The organism is Mucilaginibacter sp. UYCu711 (genome assembly GCF_050433825.1).
Lineage (GTDB): Bacteria > Bacteroidota > Bacteroidia > Sphingobacteriales > Sphingobacteriaceae > Mucilaginibacter.
In genome coordinates, this window is the sequence record NZ_JBNPWM010000001.1 from 366,016 (window position 1) to 383,269 (window position 17,254).

The 17,254-nt window shown below is 38.8% G+C and carries 13 protein-coding genes and 1 pseudogene; 5 read left to right on the forward strand and 9 right to left on the reverse strand.

Going from position 1 to position 17,254, the window contains the following annotated elements; translation table 11 throughout:
* Positions 1-2 precede the first annotated feature (2 nt).
* The 7 genes from ABIB50_RS01770 to ABIB50_RS01800 all read right to left on the reverse strand — a co-directional run bounded on the left by ABIB50_RS01770 (position 3) and on the right by ABIB50_RS01800 (position 8,877).
* Positions 3-1,298: an ABC transporter ATP-binding protein gene (locus ABIB50_RS01770; protein ID WP_429376733.1), complete on the reverse strand. Its 1,296-nt coding sequence runs from the start codon at positions 1,296-1,298 to the stop codon at positions 3-5.
* On the reverse strand, positions 1,298-2,161 hold the full coding sequence (locus ABIB50_RS01775) for an ABC transporter permease (protein ID WP_429376735.1): 864 nt from the start codon (positions 2,159-2,161) through the stop codon (positions 1,298-1,300). Before ABIB50_RS01775 ends, ABIB50_RS01770 begins: the two co-directional genes overlap by 1 nt.
* On the reverse strand, positions 2,145-3,275 hold the full coding sequence (locus tag ABIB50_RS01780; RefSeq protein ID WP_429376736.1) for a glycosyltransferase family 4 protein: 1,131 nt from the start codon (positions 3,273-3,275) through the stop codon (positions 2,145-2,147). The genes ABIB50_RS01775 and ABIB50_RS01780 overlap by 17 nt, the downstream gene beginning before the upstream one ends.
* A complete protein-coding gene (gene asnB, locus ABIB50_RS01785) occupies positions 3,268-5,055 on the reverse strand; it encodes an asparagine synthase (glutamine-hydrolyzing) (RefSeq protein ID WP_429376738.1) in 1,788 nt (595 codons plus the stop codon). Before asnB ends, ABIB50_RS01780 begins: the two co-directional genes overlap by 8 nt.
* A gap of 163 nt (positions 5,056-5,218) precedes the next feature.
* A complete protein-coding gene (locus ABIB50_RS01790) occupies positions 5,219-5,734 on the reverse strand; it encodes a UpxY family transcription antiterminator (RefSeq protein WP_429376740.1) in 516 nt (171 codons plus the stop codon).
* Between the two features lie 14 nt (positions 5,735-5,748).
* Positions 5,749-8,175, reverse strand: coding sequence for a GumC family protein (locus ABIB50_RS01795; protein ID WP_429376742.1), 2,427 nt, complete (start codon positions 8,173-8,175; stop codon positions 5,749-5,751).
* A complete protein-coding gene (locus ABIB50_RS01800) occupies positions 8,176-8,877 on the reverse strand; it encodes a polysaccharide biosynthesis/export family protein (protein ID WP_429376744.1) in 702 nt (233 codons plus the stop codon). It abuts the gene before it with no gap.
* Positions 8,878-9,047: 170 nt separating this feature from the next.
* Between ABIB50_RS01800 and ABIB50_RS01805 the strand changes: the two genes are divergently transcribed.
* Positions 9,048-9,830, forward strand: coding sequence for a glycosyltransferase family 2 protein (locus ABIB50_RS01805; RefSeq protein WP_429376746.1), 783 nt, complete (start codon positions 9,048-9,050; stop codon positions 9,828-9,830).
* Positions 9,831-10,048: 218 nt separating this feature from the next.
* On the opposite strand, the gene ABIB50_RS01810 is transcribed toward ABIB50_RS01805, so the two are convergent.
* Together ABIB50_RS01810 and ABIB50_RS01815 are read right to left on the reverse strand one after the other, a co-directional pair.
* A complete protein-coding gene (locus ABIB50_RS01810) occupies positions 10,049-10,996 on the reverse strand; it encodes a hypothetical protein (RefSeq protein ID WP_429376748.1) in 948 nt (315 codons plus the stop codon).
* 1 nt (position 10,997) lies between these two features.
* On the reverse strand, positions 10,998-12,302 hold the full coding sequence (locus ABIB50_RS01815) for an MBOAT family O-acyltransferase (protein WP_429376750.1): 1,305 nt from the start codon (positions 12,300-12,302) through the stop codon (positions 10,998-11,000).
* Positions 12,303-12,582: 280 nt separating this feature from the next.
* Between ABIB50_RS01815 and ABIB50_RS01820 the strand changes: the two are divergent.
* From ABIB50_RS01820 to ABIB50_RS01835, 4 genes and pseudogenes are all read left to right on the forward strand, one after another.
* A pseudogene (locus tag ABIB50_RS01820) lies at positions 12,583-12,920 on the forward strand (glucoamylase family protein).
* A 4-nt stretch (positions 12,921-12,924) separates the two neighbouring features.
* On the forward strand, positions 12,925-14,274 hold the full coding sequence (locus ABIB50_RS01825; RefSeq protein ID WP_429376751.1) for a glucoamylase family protein: 1,350 nt from the start codon (positions 12,925-12,927) through the stop codon (positions 14,272-14,274).
* A 39-nt stretch (positions 14,275-14,313) separates the two neighbouring features.
* Positions 14,314-16,620, forward strand: coding sequence for a beta-glucosidase BglX (gene bglX / locus ABIB50_RS01830; protein ID WP_429376753.1), 2,307 nt, complete (start codon positions 14,314-14,316; stop codon positions 16,618-16,620).
* 77 nt (positions 16,621-16,697) lie between these two features.
* On the forward strand, positions 16,698-17,180 hold the full coding sequence (locus tag ABIB50_RS01835; RefSeq protein WP_429376755.1) for a hypothetical protein: 483 nt from the start codon (positions 16,698-16,700) through the stop codon (positions 17,178-17,180).
* Positions 17,181-17,254 lie beyond the last annotated feature (74 nt).

Below are 17,254 nucleotides of genomic sequence, written 5' to 3' on the forward strand. Positions count from 1 at the left end.
AATTAACATTTGATCCATCTTATTACCGGGGCCATTATTCCTGGGCGCTTCATGATCCATAATGGTGAATCGCTTAATCCGCCTTCTATTTCTAAGGTAATTGAAGGGTTGTTTTTTCCAGGCTCCAATATCCATTTTCTGTAATGCAGACTGGCAATTAATTCAATCCTATATTTACCTTCATTTAATGTTCTTGACGGAAACTCACTTCTTAAAGTATTTAATCCTATTGTAAGTTTTGGCCAATAATTTTCATTGTTATCGGATTGATAAGTCCAATAAATTAAGTCGCTATTATCGTTATATAACGCGTACCCGACTGTAAAAGCAGGATCTAATTCTTTTATATTTCCAGTAATTTCAATGAATATTTTTTCGTTATTCTGTACACAATGATCTATTGCATTATTCTGGTCATTAATTATTTCAAATTTTATGGGAGTAAAATATTCATCTGAATATGATGAATCTGTATTTTCCCAAGTACCATTGTTGGTTACGGTATCAAAATTGGTTAAATAACTTCTTATAATTTTATTCACATCATTACCCATGGTATGAATACTACCATTGTGAAGTAGCATCGCTTTTTGGCAGAAAGAGGTTATTGCAGCCATATTATGACTCACAAACAAAACAGTCCTCCCTTCGCCCTTACTTACATCTCCCATCTTACCCAGACATTTTTTCTGAAATTCAGCATCGCCAACGGCCAGTACTTCGTCTATTATTAATATTTCAGATTCAAGATGGGCTGCGACAGCAAAAGCAAGGCGTACATACATACCGGAGGAGTAACGTTTAACAGGTGTATCTACGTAACGTTCTACACCCGAAAAATCAACAATTTCATCAAACTTGCGTTTGATCTCGGCCTTGCGCATCCCTAAAATAGCGCCATTTAGATAAATATTTTCGCGGCCTGTTAATTCAGGATGAAAACCGGTACCTACTTCAAGTAAGCTGGCTATACGCCCTTTTACCTTTACAGAGCCCGTAGTAGGGGAGGTTACCCGGCTTAAAACTTTAAGCAATGTACTTTTACCTGCACCATTGCGCCCTATAATACCAACGGCATCGCCTTGTTCCACTTCAAAATTAATATCTTTTAAACTCCATACAATATCGCTTTTACCCTTAGTGGTACGGTCGTTTGTTTCACCAATTTTTAAAAATGGATCTTCCTTGCCGCGCACCCTTGCCCAAAAGCGTTCAAGATCGCGAGAGATAGTGCCGGTGCCAAAATCGCCCAGTTGATAGGCTTTTGATAAATCATCTACTTTTATTACTCTACTCATTATACTGTATCCACAAAAGTTTTTTCGACTTTATTAAATATGACAATACCTGTTAATAGTATAATAACAGTTACCAGGCTGCTATAACCCAACAATGCCCAACTAAAACTGCCTTTGTTTAAAAAACCATACCTAAAGGTTTCTATCACAGCGGTAATAGGGTTAAACTTAATAACCCAACTATAGGCAGGGTATTTAACTATGGCTACTGATAAAGGAAAAATTACTGATGTTGTGTACTGTACTAATGGTACACCAAATGCTACTATAAAAGCAAGGTCGCGGTATTTGGTGGTAATCGCCGATATTATCATACCGAGGCCGAGGCCCAAGGCTGCAATAATTACCATAAGCAACGGAAAGAGTAAAATATAAAGGTTAGGGGCAACAGGCGAACCCTTAAAATGATATACAACCAGCAATATCACAAATAATACGAACTGCACCATAAACCGTATTAAATTGGATAGTACGATGCTTAATGGCATAATAAGCCGGGGAAAATAAACTTTCCCAAGTAAAGCCGCATTATCCCTGAAAACCGTTGATGTTTTGGTTAAGCAATCAGCAAAGTAGCTCCATAAAATTATACCAGATAAATAAAATATTGGGCCGGGTACGGTATCTGTACCAATATTGGCCAGGTTATTAAAAACCAGGTTATAAATTAAAATGGTTATTATTGGCTGTACAAAAAACCATATTGGCCCCAAGATGGTTTGTTTGTAAAACGATACAAAATCGCGCCTTACCAATAACACCAGCAAATCACGATAATGCCAAACATTTTTTAATCCTAAACTAAAAAGGTTATTCGTGGGTGTTATTTCAATATCCCAATTTTCATCAGCGGGTTCGCTCATCTAATAGTAAATCTTGTAATTTATTTATGTAATTATCTTCGTTAAAATAGTGAAGACATTGTTGTTGTAAATGTTTGCGCTTGTCAATGTCCAGCGGATATTTTAAATATTCTGTCAGCGTACATTCTAATTCTTCGAGATCATCAGGATTAACAGTTTTACCTAACTCGCCATTTCTAATAGCGTCAACGCTGCCATCAACATTGCCGCAAACAACTGGTAAACCACAAGCAAGGGCCTCAATAAAAACAATTCCAAACCCCTCTTTTTTGCTTGGCAGGATAAAAAGGTCAGCGAGTAAAAAATGATCGGAAACCTCTGTTTCGGTAATAAAGCCGGTTAGTATAACCTGATCTTCAACATGGTGTTTATGTATGAGATCTTTAATTCTTACTTCCTCTGCATCGTCATATTGACCTGAAAGTACATACTTAATAGTTGGGAAAGTTAGCTTTAGCTTATCTATAACTTTTATTACCTGCTCATATCCTTTATACTGTTCTGTAACAGCAAGCCTTGTTAACGTAAATAAAATAAGATCGTCTTTATTTAATTTATAACGGTCTAATAAATATTGCGGCTTAATAAAATTATCAGGCAATTTCATTAATGGATCTATCGCGTTATTTAATACGTAACATTTATCTTCATTCGTGTGGTGCAACCGTATTATTTCTTGTTTGGTAAAATTACTAACACAAATCACTTTATCGCACCGTTTCAGCAACCGCATTTTAATAAATGATATGTCTCGCCAAACTTCAATACCATGGGCAATAAGCCAAATTTTGCATTTAGGGTTTATAAGTTTTATAATTAATCCTATAAACGCCAAATTAATATGACTTAAAATCACTACGTCTGATGTTGTGGCTAGTTTTGGTGATTGAATGGTGAATGATATACGTTTTACTCCAAAACCCTTAAAGTCTTTTGCCGGGATGTATTGGGTCATGACATCTTTGTTTTTGTCATGAACGGACCATAGCCTGAGAGACCATTTGTTACGTGCCGCAATTTCTGTTAACGAATGGGCTAATGTGCGGGTCATTTTTTGTATCCCGCCGGTTGTGCTAAAGGTTTGTAAAGTAAGAAGCACGATTTTTTTAGGCATGCTTTTGAATTTGATATAGTGCAAAAGCTTTAGACCAATGTACTTTATTGTTTTTAAACGCTTTTATCACGTTTCGTGCTTTTTTACTTTTATATAAATTTTCGGCTCCTATCTCTTTATGTTGTGCCATCCATTCCTGTAACGGAAAACTAAAGCCCATTTTGGGCCTGTTCCATATGGATTGTGGTAAAAAATCCTTAAAGGCGTCAACCAATATTTTTTTTGGCTGTTCATTATTAAATCTAATATCAGGCGCAATGCTATTTACCGTTTGCTGAAAGTCTTCATCTAAAAACGGTACCCTAACTTCTAAACCATGGCTCATGCTCATTACATCAGTATCGCGCAATAGCTGATTTTGCATGTACATATTAGTTTCAAACCAGGCAGCTTTTTCCTGATTGGTAATACCGGGATTAGGTGTTTCAATACCTGAGAATAATACCCTATAAACCTCTTTTTCTTCGCAGTCCAATATATCAGCTATTTCTTCAGGGGCAAATAAACCTCTTAAAAAAAGATAATCTGCGTTTGCATGATTGTTAGATAAATATTTTACCCTCTTATACTGATTGGCGCCCCAATAATTAACTACCTTCAAGAAAGTCGTTGGTATTGACCTTAAATATTTAATGTAATTTATCCGGTGAAATGATGGGTACCCACCAAATAGTTCATCGGCTCCTAAGCCAGATAATACAGCCTTAACGCCATCCTGTCGTGCATATTTACTTATAAACCACGCATTAATTCCATCAGTAGTAGGTATATCCATAGCAAGTAGTATAGCAGACAACGAATTTTCAAAATCTTGTTGCTGTACTAAATGAGTAAATCTTTCGCCTTGTATCTTACTAAAAACTTTTTGTTGATAGGCCCGCTCATCATACGCCTTTTCGTTAAAAAAAATAGATATGGTTTTTAATTCTTGTTGTTTTTCCTGGTTTGCTAATAATGTTATCAAGCTAGAATCAACACCGCCACTTAAAAATACACCGATAGGGGCATCAGAAATAAGCTGGCGTTTAACAGTTGCCCTCAACTTGCTATTTATTGCTTCTTTGGCTAACATTATATCGGTAATATAATTAGTAGCTGATAAGGTGTTATAAGGTGATATTTTGTAACTGCTATTATTATGATCCCAGCACAAAAAATTGGCTTTTGGTAAATTAAGTACGTTAACTAAAGTAGTCTCAGGTTCCGGCACATGGCCAAATGCTAAAAACCGTATTACCCAATTTTTGTTGACAGTAGTAGCTATACCGGCTTCCTGCAATGCTTTTACCTCTGATGCAAAACTTAATTGCCGGCCTTGCACATTATAATACAATGGTTTAATACCCATAGTATCGCGAACTAAATATGTTAACGCTTTTTGTACGTCATATAAAGCAAATGCAAACATACCGCGTAATTTGCCAAAACTGGCAATACCCCAATATAAATAAGCTTGTATTATAACCTCGGTATCGCTGCTTGAATTGAATTTTGCACCCAATTTTACCAATTCATCTTTTAATTCAGGGTAATTATATATTTCGCCGTTAAAAGTTATCCAGGCTTTTTTATTGATATCGGCCATTGGCTGATGTCCATTACGGCTCAAGTCGATAATTGATAACCTTCGATGACCAAATATTAAGCCTTTATCTTCGGCTATAAAAACGCCCTCGTCATCAGGTCCGCCGTGCTTTAATACACTGCACATAGCAGTAACCTTTGCCTGTAGATTATTAATGTTTGTTTCTTTAGAAATTATCCCAACGATTCTGCACATAAATGAGGTTTGTTCATAGCTTCGCCCCGTAAGTCACATTTTTATTATGTAACTTATTAATTATTAACTGATTATACGTTAAATACAAAACAGCTAATTAACGTGTATTTACGGCATAAGTTAAAATAAATATGCCATTGTTAGCTATAAATTATAATATTAATTAAAATCTCTCAATAATTGAGGCTGCAACATTCACTATGATAGAGCAACCTAAGTTTTCAAGGCGTAACATAAGTTGTTTTTGTGATTTGTACGAAATCATTTCCCCTATCATTCCTTTAAGTGGGCCGGCTTTTATTACTATCTTTTCGCCGGGTTGCAAATTTTCTTCGGTTACTACTAACTCGTAAGGGGCGGCCATTATCATTTTTAAGTCGTCAATTTGGCGATCAGGCATTGTGGCAACTTCGCCTGAAAAGTATATAAATCTGGCGATTCCTTTGGTCATTAAAACTTCTGTTTTTTGTTGTTCGGTAATATGAACAAATAAATAGGATTTGATAAAAGGTTCTTCTACCCATTTTTTTCGGTCACTCCACTGTTTTTGTTGGCGCTGTAACGGCAGATAACTTTCTACACCTTTATTTATTAATGCCTGGTGTGCTTTCTTTTCGGCTCGGGCTTGTGTATAAACAGGATACCACTTACAGGCAGCAGTATTTATTATTAAGGTCATTTAGCAACTAGGACTTATTTTTTTAACCATTTCCAAATATGCCACCATTTATTTTCATCATCATCTATATAATAACCAGAGCTTTCATAGCCCGAATAATCAGAATAATAATAATAAGTTGTGCCGTAATTATCACCTGAATATTTGGTTGAGTAATAACGCGAATGTAACAAGTCTTGCTGAAATGCATTAAGTACAATAACCGTATTATCCAACTTATATTCCTGGGCAATACGTTGCGGTATTGTTGCCGCATAAAATTTTGACTTGCCTGATCGGATTACAAAAAGATTAATGTCACTCATCCTTATCAAAGGTATAGCATCTGATACTAAACCAATTGGCGCGGTGTCAATCATAATAACATCATATTTTTCTTTCAAATCAGCTATTAATTCTTTTATTCTGTCAGAATGCAATAACTCTGATGGGTTTGGAGGTACGGGCCCCGAAACTATAAAATCAAGACCACTTTGGTTAGAATGGTTAATAATATCATTAACCGTGCATTGATTAGCCAGGTAATTACTTAGCCCCATATCATTAGGCACATGGAAGGTTTTGTGTAATTTTGATCGCCTTAGATCCGCCGCTACCAATATTACTTTCTTATCAATAAGGGATAATGTGCTTGACAGGTTAACAGCTACAAATGATTTCCCTTCGCCCGCAACTTCAGAGGTAATACAAATAACTTTGCTTTTTTTCTCTGATGCCAGGAAATTTAAATTTGTACGAACAGCCCTAACCGACTCAGCAAATATCGATTTAGGTTTACTAATAGCTAATATTTGAGTGCTAAATTCATCAATGTCTTCAGGGAATTTCCTGATAACGCCGACAATGGGTATTGTAGTGAGACTTTCTACAGTTTCTTTATCATAAATATATGGGTTTAATATCCTGATCAAGATTATAAAGCCTAAACCTATAGCAATGCCGAAAAATATGGCTGAATGATGTATAGAGGTTTCGTTGGGTGATACAGGAGTGTAGTTTGGCCTGGCAAGATCAATTATTGTCGCACCGGGTAAAATGCCCGCACTGGCTATTTCCTGGTCAAGTTTTTTCTCAGATAAGAAAGAATAAACCTTATCGTTCACCTCAAAATCACGGTTTAAACTAAGCATCTCACGTTCTGCTACCGGCAACTGGCTAATTTGCTGATTTATAGGAGCTAGCTGATCCTGGTAATATTTTTGTTTTGCTTCAATTTGCTTGCGTACTGCAATTATATTAGTTATTGCATTGGTTTTAACCTGTAAAATTTGCTGGTCCACATCACGTATTTGACTAGAATTACTGTCGTATATTTTAAGCAACGCATTTTTATTAGACAGCAAACCGTTTAAAATATTAATAAATTCGCTAAGCTGTGTACTACCACCACTATTAAAATTAAGGCTTACGTTGTCTTTACCTTTAACAATATCTTTTTGAAGCTGATCAATAGCAAGCAAATCGATTTTTAGTAATGAAATTTGCGATTCAATATCTTTAGATTGGCTCAATACCTTATCTGAGGCAGAGCTCACATTCATCATTTTTTTGCTTTGCTTATATTGTTGGATGGAGTTTTCAGACCCATTTAATTTGCCGGAAAGAAAATCTAGCTGGCTATCAATAAAAGCTATCATTTGCGACGCAGATTTTCTTCTCTGTGTACGGTCATAATTAACATACTCTTTTACAACTGCGTTTAACGCATCAGTAGCGAATTGCGGGTTAGCATCTGTTTGTGTTAACGATAATAGGTTGGAATTTTTAGCAGTTTCGGCTGTTCGTAAGCCATTTCTTACCCTTCCAATAAATTCTTCAGGCGAATTGAGTTTGAATAGAATAGAAGTTGTTTTGGGTAAAACACCGGGGTACTTAATACTAAAGGATGTAGGGCCTATTGTAAAGGGTACACCGTAAGTGCCACGGTGTGTAAATTCTTTGCCGGCATTGGTGTAAATAATATTAAAGGATGTGGTATTTACCGGCTTATAAGTTATCAGTTCATGCGAGAAATTTAAACTGTCAAACTTAATTAATTGTATATCCAGTGGTTTTGCTGGGTACAACTCATTTGTACGATTAATTACACGTCCGACAACGTAAAAGCTAAAAAGGTAATCAAGGTGTTTAACGGCATTTAAAAGCAAGGGGGTGCTCTGTAATACAGCTGTTTCGCTTTGTATTCTTGAAGTATTACCCCGGTCGTTGACACCTGCGAGGCCAACTATATCTCCTATTTCAGACTTTTTTTCCTCAAACTTAATTAACGCAGATGTAGCATAAGTTTTTGGTGTATACCATAAATAAATGCTCGAAGCCAGGTAACAGATTAAGACTGACCCAACTATCCAATACCAACGGCTTAACAGGATCTTAGCTATTTTATAATAGTCAAACTCCTGATTGGGTAATTTGGGCGCTGTTTTTCCTATCTCTTCCATTTAACGGCGGGTAAGTGATAAAACAATTAATACTGTATTCAATATCAATAAAACCGGCGATGCGATGGTTGAAATGTCCTGTAACCTTTCTGCACGTATAGCCCTTTTGTTTTGAGATACTACCACAATATCATTATTTTGCATAATAATTCGCGGGTCGGTTAACGTTTTTATATCTGTTAAATCTATAACCTCTGTTTTTGGATATTTTTGTCCGCCTCTTATAATTTTGACATTCCTGCTATCAGCCTTTTCAGTAAGCCCACCGGCCTCGCCAATTACTTCCATTAATGTTGTATTATCATGTGTTAGCGAAATAGGGGTAGTTCCTTTTAACTCGCCAAATAATAGTACTTTAAGGTTTGTTATTTTTAATTCAAATAACGGATCTTTTAAAGTTTTGCGATACAGGTTTTCAATATAACTTCTTGCTTCTACCCGGGTCATACCGGCAACAGGTACTCTTCCAATACCAGTTAAGGCAATAGTCCCATCTTCTTCAACCTGGTAGCTTTCTCCTTGTTGTGATATTGGCGCAGCATTGACGCCGGGCGCACCTGCAGTAAGGTCTATCAGGTTTTTACTGTTTTGTACATTTATAATCTGCAGAATATCCTGAGGCTTAATACGGTAATTACTTATATTTGTTGAACTTTTTGATAAAGTAGTATCAGGGGTAAAACTTTTTTGTTCAAGTAACACTCGATCCTGTTTGTATGAACATGATGTAAAAACGATTCCTACAAATAGGTAAATAATAATTAAATAGCGCATATGTACAGTAAATTCGGCTAATATAATATTTAATATTTATACAGCAACAATCCCAAAACTAAACAATTGTCCCTATAACTTAGCGTATATTTTTAGAAGTGCAGCATTTTAAAATTTCTTTAATCACCGTCACCCGTAATGCACAAAAAACGATTGGCCGTTGCATTGAATCTGTTATAGCGCAAAACTATGATAATATAGAGTATATAATAATTGACGGCGCATCAACCGACAATACTTTACAAATTATAAGGCAGTATAAACAGCACGTTGATTTTTTTATATCTGAACCGGATGGTGGGATATATGATGCCATGAATAAAGGGTTGGCGCTGGCAACAGGTGATGTGATCGGCGCGTTAAACGCTGACGACTATTTTGCTGACGATAACGTTATAGGCGCTGTAGCGAAGGCCTTTGCCGACCCTGCAACAGCTGCACTTTATGGCGATCTTGATTATGTACGCCCCTCCGGAACGATCGTCCGAAAATGGCGTTCAAAAGCCTACCGACCCGGGCTATTTAATTTTGGCTGGATGCCGCCGCATCCGACCTTTTACTGCCGGAAGACGGTTTTTGACAGGTTAGGGGGCTACGATTTAGACTACGGCACGGCTGCAGATTACGAACTGATGGTTCGTTTTATTCATTTGCATCAGATACCACTGAGTTTACTGCCGAAAACGATGGTGAAGATGGGCCTCGGTGGCGTTAGTAATAAAAATGTGGCAAATCGTATTCAAGCCTGGCGGTCTGACTATAAAGCAATGTGTGACAATGGAGTAGCAGTTCCGGCTTTGGCTATTTTGCTTAAGCCCCTCCGGAAAACCCTGCAATATATTTCGAAAAGAGATAATGGATTACCCGATGAAATTACGTAGCGTATAACCATCGCATTCACGGGAACGAATAAAGAAGGTTTATCAGCCAGCCCCTATATTGCTAAGGAAAAGATAATATGTATAAGTGCGAAGGTATTAATGCTCCTCAGCAATAATGCTGGGCCTATATCTTTGTTAGCTTATTATAGCGACGCAAGTATTCATTTAAGACTTACGCCAGTAAAAGATTCCTAAATAACCTGCACAGCCTTTTTTTCTCATTTAAAATTCATCGTTTTTCTCAAATCACCTATAATGTTTTTCGTGAATATTGCTGCGCCCACTCCATTTAGATGAAACTGATCAACAAACAATTTATCGTCTAAAAACGTCTTGTTATCACCGGCGTTTACATACGTTCCACCGTATTGCTCCACTATCTTTTTACACCTTAAGTAGTGTGCTTTAACAATAGCGGAGTTTTTTTTAGAGCTTATGTACGCTTTCCTAATTGGTGGCTGCACAAACACTAGCGAAACATGCCGGGTTTGTAATAATGTACATATAGATATCAATTCGTTGTATTGAGTATTAGTATAGATGCTTGGGAAAACATCATGCTGATTCCATCTTTCCTGTGAAATTTTGCCTGGAGGCACATTCAACAAAACTGCACCTCCAGTATCAAATTTTAAAGACTCGTATCTATCCACGACGTTTCCTAATGCGCGCAATGATTCGTTTCTCGACTTAATACTTTCAATAGAATTATAGTTTCTCATATAAAAATATTGCATTTGATGATCTTTGAAAAAATCGGGCGCGTTGATATAATCTATTACAGTGCCATTTCCCGGCGTAATGAAGTCAAGTAGCGACGAACAAATAAGTACATACTTGGGCTTGTATCTTGGTAAATAATTAGCCAGTACCTTTTTTGTATCACCCATTTGCATTCCCCAACATGCAAAATTAAAATAGGATGATTTTATGCTGTCCCGAATCACCTTAGAATCTAGGTTGTTCAGAGTCATGGATGAGCCCATTGCAAGTAGATCTACTTGAGTGATTTTTCTGTTTTTTGCATATAAAATTTTTGCGTCGAAACTGATCGAATTGGTGAAAAGAGGATAATAACCTTTAAACAACAACACGGTATAGAAAATATATACAGGAACGACTATTGCTGTAACACTTAAAACAAGTGAAAAGAAGTCTTTTTTCATATTAGAATTGGAAATATATGAATTGACTGTGATTTGAAGTGCTGCCGAATATGATCAAACACACGCATAAATAGTAAATACTCCATCTAAAATATTGGGGCTTGGAATCAATGTAAGCTACAATGCTGCCCCGCTTTTGCATTATATGAACAACTTCTAATAGAATAATTAGTGCGGCGCCTATTGCCAAATCTTTCCTGGAAGCCACGTTTTCAACCTGGTTAAAAGGCACCCTGTGCAACAACCGGATTAAATCTCCAGCTGTTTCTGTGAAGGCACTTTTTATTATGAAAGCTGCGTCGCTTATTGTTTTTGCTCTAAAAAACACCCATGCCATAGTTACTAAAGTAAATGTCGTAAGTGTTTGAATTGTAGAATAGAAGCCTTCAAATTTATTTAACCCTAAAATGCGGACTATCTTATTTCTGAAATTTTGAGTGTACGAGGCAAATACTAGATAGAACCCATTTATTGCCCCCCACACTATATACGTCCAATTAGCGCCATGCCATAAACCACTTATCAGAAACACGAAAAATAAATTGAAATACCAGCGTGAAACAGTAACTCTACTTCCGCCCAATGGAATATACAAGTAATCTCTAAACCAGGTAGAAAGAGAAATATGCCATCTGCTCCAAAACTCGCTTATACTTTTGGCATGATATGGGCTATTGAAGTTTTTCATGAGCTTAAACCCCAGCACTTTTGCCGTACCCAGTGCTATATCCGTGTAGCCGGAAAAATCACAAAAAATTTGAAACGAAAAAAATACTGTTGCAATGATAAAACTTAAACCATGAGTTTTATGGGGATCGTCATAAGCAATATTTACCATGACGGACAAGCGATCTGCAATGACAATTTTTTTTATCAACCCCCAGGCTATAAGTTTTAACCCGTCAGCAATTCTTTGATAATCAAAGTTCTGGTGGGTTCTAAATTGATACAATATATTTTGTGGCCTTTCAATTGGACCCGCAACCAATTGTGGAAAGAACATTACATATAAACTGTAGATACCAAAATTCCGCTCAGCTTTTTGATTACCCCGATACACTTCGATAGTGTAACTCATGGCTTGGAAGGTATGGAATGATAAACCAATAGGAAGTAGAATCGTTAAGTAGGGCAGGCGGTTTGAAAAATTTACTGTATGTAGGAGTAACGATAGGTTTTCGTTTATAAAATTGTAGTATTTAAACACTGCAAGTATCCCTATATTGGCAATTAAGCTGATGATCAAAAAAAGTTTTCTCCGTCTGCCTTTTGCATTTTCAATATAAATCCCAGCAAAATAATCCACAACTATGGTAAATCCTAATATCAGGATATATATAGGTACAAATGTCATGTAAAAATAACAGCTGCTGATTAGTAGTAACAGCCAACGAAATCTGTGAGGCAGGAGAAAATATGAGGTAGTTACAATTACAAAAAAATATAAAAAGTGAAACGAGTCAAACAGCATAAATTGTCCAGATTTAGTAGATGGTATCAAAATAATAAATATTAAACGATCTGTCAAATATTAATTTATTCCTGAAAAAATCTTATAAAATTGTTGCGGCCTAACTGTCAGCGATATGTATAATGGCTATGGTGCAAGCTCGCCAACCAATGATGGGGTAATTGCCCCAACAGCGGCTCTGGCCTCGTTCCCTTATACACCTGCTGAATCAATGGCGGTACTTAATTTTTTTTACTATATATTGTGGGATAAAATCTCGGGTACTTATGGTTTTTACGACCCATTTGCCCTCGGCAGCCCTGGTTCGCCTCGTCGACACTGGCTATCGACCAGGGCCCGGAAATTATTATGATTGAAAATTACCTCAGCCAACTGCTGTGGAACTTGTTTATGAGTGCACCCGAAGTAAAAAACGGAATGAAAAACCTGGGATTTAGCAGTCCTAATTTGTAATAAGATGAAAAAGATATTTAGCATAGCATTAGTTGCCCTGGTTGTTTGTTGTATAAAAGTTAATGCACAATCAGGTAGTGCTGAGCTTACGATAAAGAAAGGTCTTACCGACGATCAACTGCTTACTTTAGTTCAAAGACAAACGTTCAGGTATTTTTGGGATGGCGCCGAACCGGTTTCGGGTTTGGCCCGCGAGCGTTATCACATCGATAATAGTTACGAGCAGCAAGATAAAGACATTATTGCCACGGGCGCTTCGGGCTTTGGCTTTGGGGCTATAGTAGTAGGCATGGAGCGCGGTTTTATTACCCGCAGGGAAGGTGTGCAACGTTTAGCGCAGCAGGTTTCTTTTTTAGCGAAAGCTGACCGATTTCACGGTGCCTGGCCGCACTGGATGTATAACACGGGCAAAGTAAAGCCTTTCGGCCGTAATGATGATGGAGGGGACTTGGTAGAAACGGCTTATCTTGCACAGGGTATGCTTTGTGCGCGCCAATACCTTAGCAAAGGCAATAAAACCGAAAAGGCACTGGCCGCCCGGATTGATAGTTTATGGAAAGGTATTGAATGGGACTGGTACCGTAACGGCGACAAAAACGTGTTGTATTGGCACTGGTCGCCAAATGTGGGCTGGAAAATGAACTTTCCTGTTAGGGGATTTAATGAGTGTATGATCATGTATATAATGGCGGCAGCCTCCCCAACACACAGTATTCCGGCAGTGGTTTATGATGAGGGTTGGGCACGCAGCGGAGCTATAGATACGGCAATCAGTCCTTATGGTTTTCCTATCCGCCTAAAACATAACGGCGCACCGGGTAGTGTGGGGCCATTGTTTTGGGCGCAATACTCATACCTGGGCTTAAACCCTAAAGGGCTGGTAGATAAATATGCCGATTACTGGCAGGAGAATCGTAATAACACATTGATTAACCGTGCGTATTGTGTAGCTAACCCTAAACACTTTAAGGGGTACGGCGAAGATTGCTGGGGCTTAACGGCCAGTTATTCGGTAAAAGGCTATGCGGGGCATGCGCCGGGCCATGATGTGGGCGTGATATCTCCTACAGCTGCCCTGGCATCTTACTGCTACACACCAAAAGAATCGATGCAAGTGATCAGGCATTTATATGAAGACCTTGGCAACAAAGTTTGGGGTGAGTATGGTTTTTACGATGCTTTTAGTGAAACTGATAACTGGTATCCTAAACGCTACCTGGGTATTGATCAGGGGCCTATTGTCATTATGATAGAAAATGGCCGCACCGGTTTATTGTGGGACCTGTTTATGTGTAGTCCCGAAATAAAGGCAGGGTTAAAAAAACTGAATTTTAAAAGTCCTTATTTAAAGTAACCAGCTGGAAAATATATCCTGCTAAATAACAAGTATGCAATGTGTATAAAAAGAGCAATAACGATTTTATGTTCGACGGGCTTGCTTGCGTCGACTGTATATGCGCAAGGAAAAAAACCTGCACTTAACGGACAGGCTAAAATGAATGCTTTTATTAGTCAACTAATGGCAAAGATGTCGGTTGATGAAAAGATAGGCCAGTTAAACCTCGTTACCGGCGGCGAAGCCACCACAGGTGCTGTCGTAAGCACCAATGTAGAAGCTAAAATAAAAAAAGGGCAGATAGGCGGTATTTTCAGTTTAACAACACCAGCTAAGATCCGAAGAACACAAGAGATAGCTGTTAATAGCAGTCGCCTGCATATCCCGCTTATCTTTGGTCAGGATGTGGTACATGGTTATAAAACAGCCTTTCCAATCCCGCTGGCCCTGGCTGCCAGCTGGGATTTGCCTTTAATTAAGCATACGGCTCGTGTAGCGGCTACCGAAGCCAGTGCAGATGGTATTAACTGGACCTTTTCGCCGATGGTTGATATCGCCCGCGACCCACGCTGGGGGCGTGTAGCTGAAGGTAGTGGTGAGGACCCTTACCTGGGATCTGAAATAGCCAAAGTGATGGTACAGGGGTATCAAGGCGATGATCTGAGTAAGAACAATACTATTATGGCCTGTGTTAAACACTTTGCCCTATATGGCGCTGCCGAGGCCGGGCGCGATTACAATACCACCGACATGAGCCTGAACCGGATGTATAACGAATACCTGCCGCCCTATAAGGCCGCTTTGACTGCGGGCGCAGGAAGTATTATGGCTTCATTTAATGATATTAACGGTATACCTGCTACGGCTAACAAATGGCTGCTTACCGATTTGCTGCGTAAGGAATGGTGTTTTAAGGGTTTCGTGGTATCGGACTATACCGGCGTAACCGAAATGATAGAACATGGACTTGGCGATCTGCAGCAAGTATCAGGGCGGGCACTAAATGCAGGATTGGATATGGATATGGTGAGCGATGGATTCTTAACAACACTTAAGAAATCACTGGCCGAAGGTAAAGTAAGTATTGCCAGTATCAACACCGCATGCCGCTTGATATTGGAAGCCAAATATAAACTGGGCCTGTTTGATGACCCTTACAGGTATTGCAGCGAAGACCGCGCCAAAACCGAAATATTTACACCCGATCATTTAACACTTGCGCGACAAGCCGCAGCGCAAACATTTGTGTTGTTGAAAAATCAAAATCATACACTCCCCCTTAAAAAAGCCGGCACAATAGCAGTGGTGGGCCCGCTGGGTAATACCCGCACAAACATGCCGGGTACTTGGGCGGTTAATGCCGATCTTGCAAATACACCTTCATTAGTAGAAGGATTAAAGGCCGTAGCCGGCGATAAAGCGACTATCACTTACAGTTTAGGCTCAAATTTAATGGCTGATGAAACGCAGCAAACGAATGGTACAATGTTTGGCCGCGAAATAAAAAGGGATACACAGACGGAACAGGAAGTTATAGCCGATGCTGTTCGCGATGCCAATAAAGCTGACGTAATAGTGGCTGCCCTGGGCGAAGGGTCAGAAATGAGTGGTGAAAGTTCAAGCCGCACCAATATTGAGATTCCTGCCGTGCAGCAGCGATTATTAGCTGCATTATTAAAAACCGGCAAACCGGTGGTACTTGTTTTATTTACCGGTCGCCCACTGGCAATTAAGTGGGAAAGCGATAATGTACCGGCTATACTTAACGTGTGGTTTGGCGGCACCCAAGCTGCTTACGCTATAGCCGATGTATTATTTGGTGAGGTGAATCCATCGGGCAAACTACCCATTACTTTCCCCCAAAATGTGGGGCAGGTGCCAATCTATTATAGCCATAAAAACACCGGCAGACCATTGCCAGACGGGGGGTGGTTCACTAAATTCCGCTCAAATTATCTCGACGTTAGTAACGATCCTTTATATCCGTTTGGATATGGTTTAAGCTACACTAACTTTAGCTATGGCGCTATCAAACTCAGTGGCACAAAGCTTAAACGGGGCCAGGGGCTTAACGCAAGTGTAACGGTAACCAACACCGGCAAGGTAGCAGGTAAAGAAATCGTACAACTATACCTGCGCGATTTAGAAGCAAGTATTACCCGACCGGTAAAAGAATTAAAGGGTTTTAAAAAGATCAGTCTTGAACCGGGCGAGAGTAAGGAAGTGATTTTTACGCTTACTGAAAATGAACTGATGTTTTACAATGCCAACCTGAAATACATTGCCGAACCGGGTGATTTTAATGTATTTATCGGGCCAAATTCCCGCGATGTGCAAACGTGTAAGTTTAATTTTAGTAAATAATTTCAGATTTCCGATTGAATCAAGAGAGCGTACCTATTGATTTTTTGGTTTAAATTTTTTATCCCAAATTTGCAGGCATGACGGATCTGAATGAATATGAATGCGAAATGCTGGATGCCGTGCTTGAGGCATTTGGCGTGCCCGACAACCTGACGAGAGGGCAGCTGATGGAGTTGTTTGACGGAGACGAAGCAGTGGCTTTCGCGATGGTGCAGGCGTTAGCAAGGGAAGGATTGGTGGCCGAGAATGGTAAACCAGGGCATTACGAATTGCCTGAGAAACTGATCCTCAAACCTAAAGGAGAAAAATTTCTAAAAGATGGTGGCTTCACCCGGCGCTACCAGATGGAGCAACACAAACCAGTTGAGATCGGCGGCACACTTGCCAAATTGCAGCAGCAAAACATGCGTTTGCAAAATGAAAAGCTAGCCAACAAATCAGAAATAGCTGACTTACAGAAAACAGTTAAAAACTTACAACTTCGGCAATATATCCTGTTTGGGCTTATAGTTGTGGCACTGATTTTTGGCTATTTTCTAAGTGCTTTATTGAAAAATTAAGAATATTTACTGTTTTATTATTGTTCGGACCTGAGGCTTACAAGTACTTTTAGCGTCGATAATGAAAAACTGTA

What these genes read in the sequence shown, in the direction of transcription:
- ABIB50_RS01770 (WP_429376733.1), bottom strand. Translation starts at nt 1,298, where the DNA reads ATGAGTAGAGTAATAAAAGTAGATGATTTATCAAAAGCCTATCAACTG.
- ABIB50_RS01775 (WP_429376735.1), bottom strand. Translation starts at nt 2,161, where the DNA reads ATGAGCGAACCCGCTGATGAAAATTGGGATATTGAAATAACACCCACG.
- ABIB50_RS01780 (WP_429376736.1), bottom strand. Translation starts at nt 3,275, where the DNA reads ATGCCTAAAAAAATCGTGCTTCTTACTTTACAAACCTTTAGCACAACC.
- asnB (WP_429376738.1), bottom strand. Translation starts at nt 5,055, where the DNA reads ATGTGCAGAATCGTTGGGATAATTTCTAAAGAAACAAACATTAATAAT.
- ABIB50_RS01790 (WP_429376740.1), bottom strand. Translation starts at nt 5,734, where the DNA reads ATGACCTTAATAATAAATACTGCTGCCTGTAAGTGGTATCCTGTTTAT.
- ABIB50_RS01795 (WP_429376742.1), bottom strand. Translation starts at nt 8,175, where the DNA reads ATGGAAGAGATAGGAAAAACAGCGCCCAAATTACCCAATCAGGAGTTT.
- ABIB50_RS01810 (WP_429376748.1), bottom strand. Translation starts at nt 10,996, where the DNA reads ATGAAAAAAGACTTCTTTTCACTTGTTTTAAGTGTTACAGCAATAGTC.
- ABIB50_RS01825 (WP_429376751.1), top strand. Translation starts at nt 12,925, where the DNA reads ATGAAAAAGATATTTAGCATAGCATTAGTTGCCCTGGTTGTTTGTTGT.
- bglX (WP_429376753.1), top strand. Translation starts at nt 14,314, where the DNA reads ATGTGTATAAAAAGAGCAATAACGATTTTATGTTCGACGGGCTTGCTT.
- ABIB50_RS01835 (WP_429376755.1), top strand. Translation starts at nt 16,698, where the DNA reads ATGACGGATCTGAATGAATATGAATGCGAAATGCTGGATGCCGTGCTT.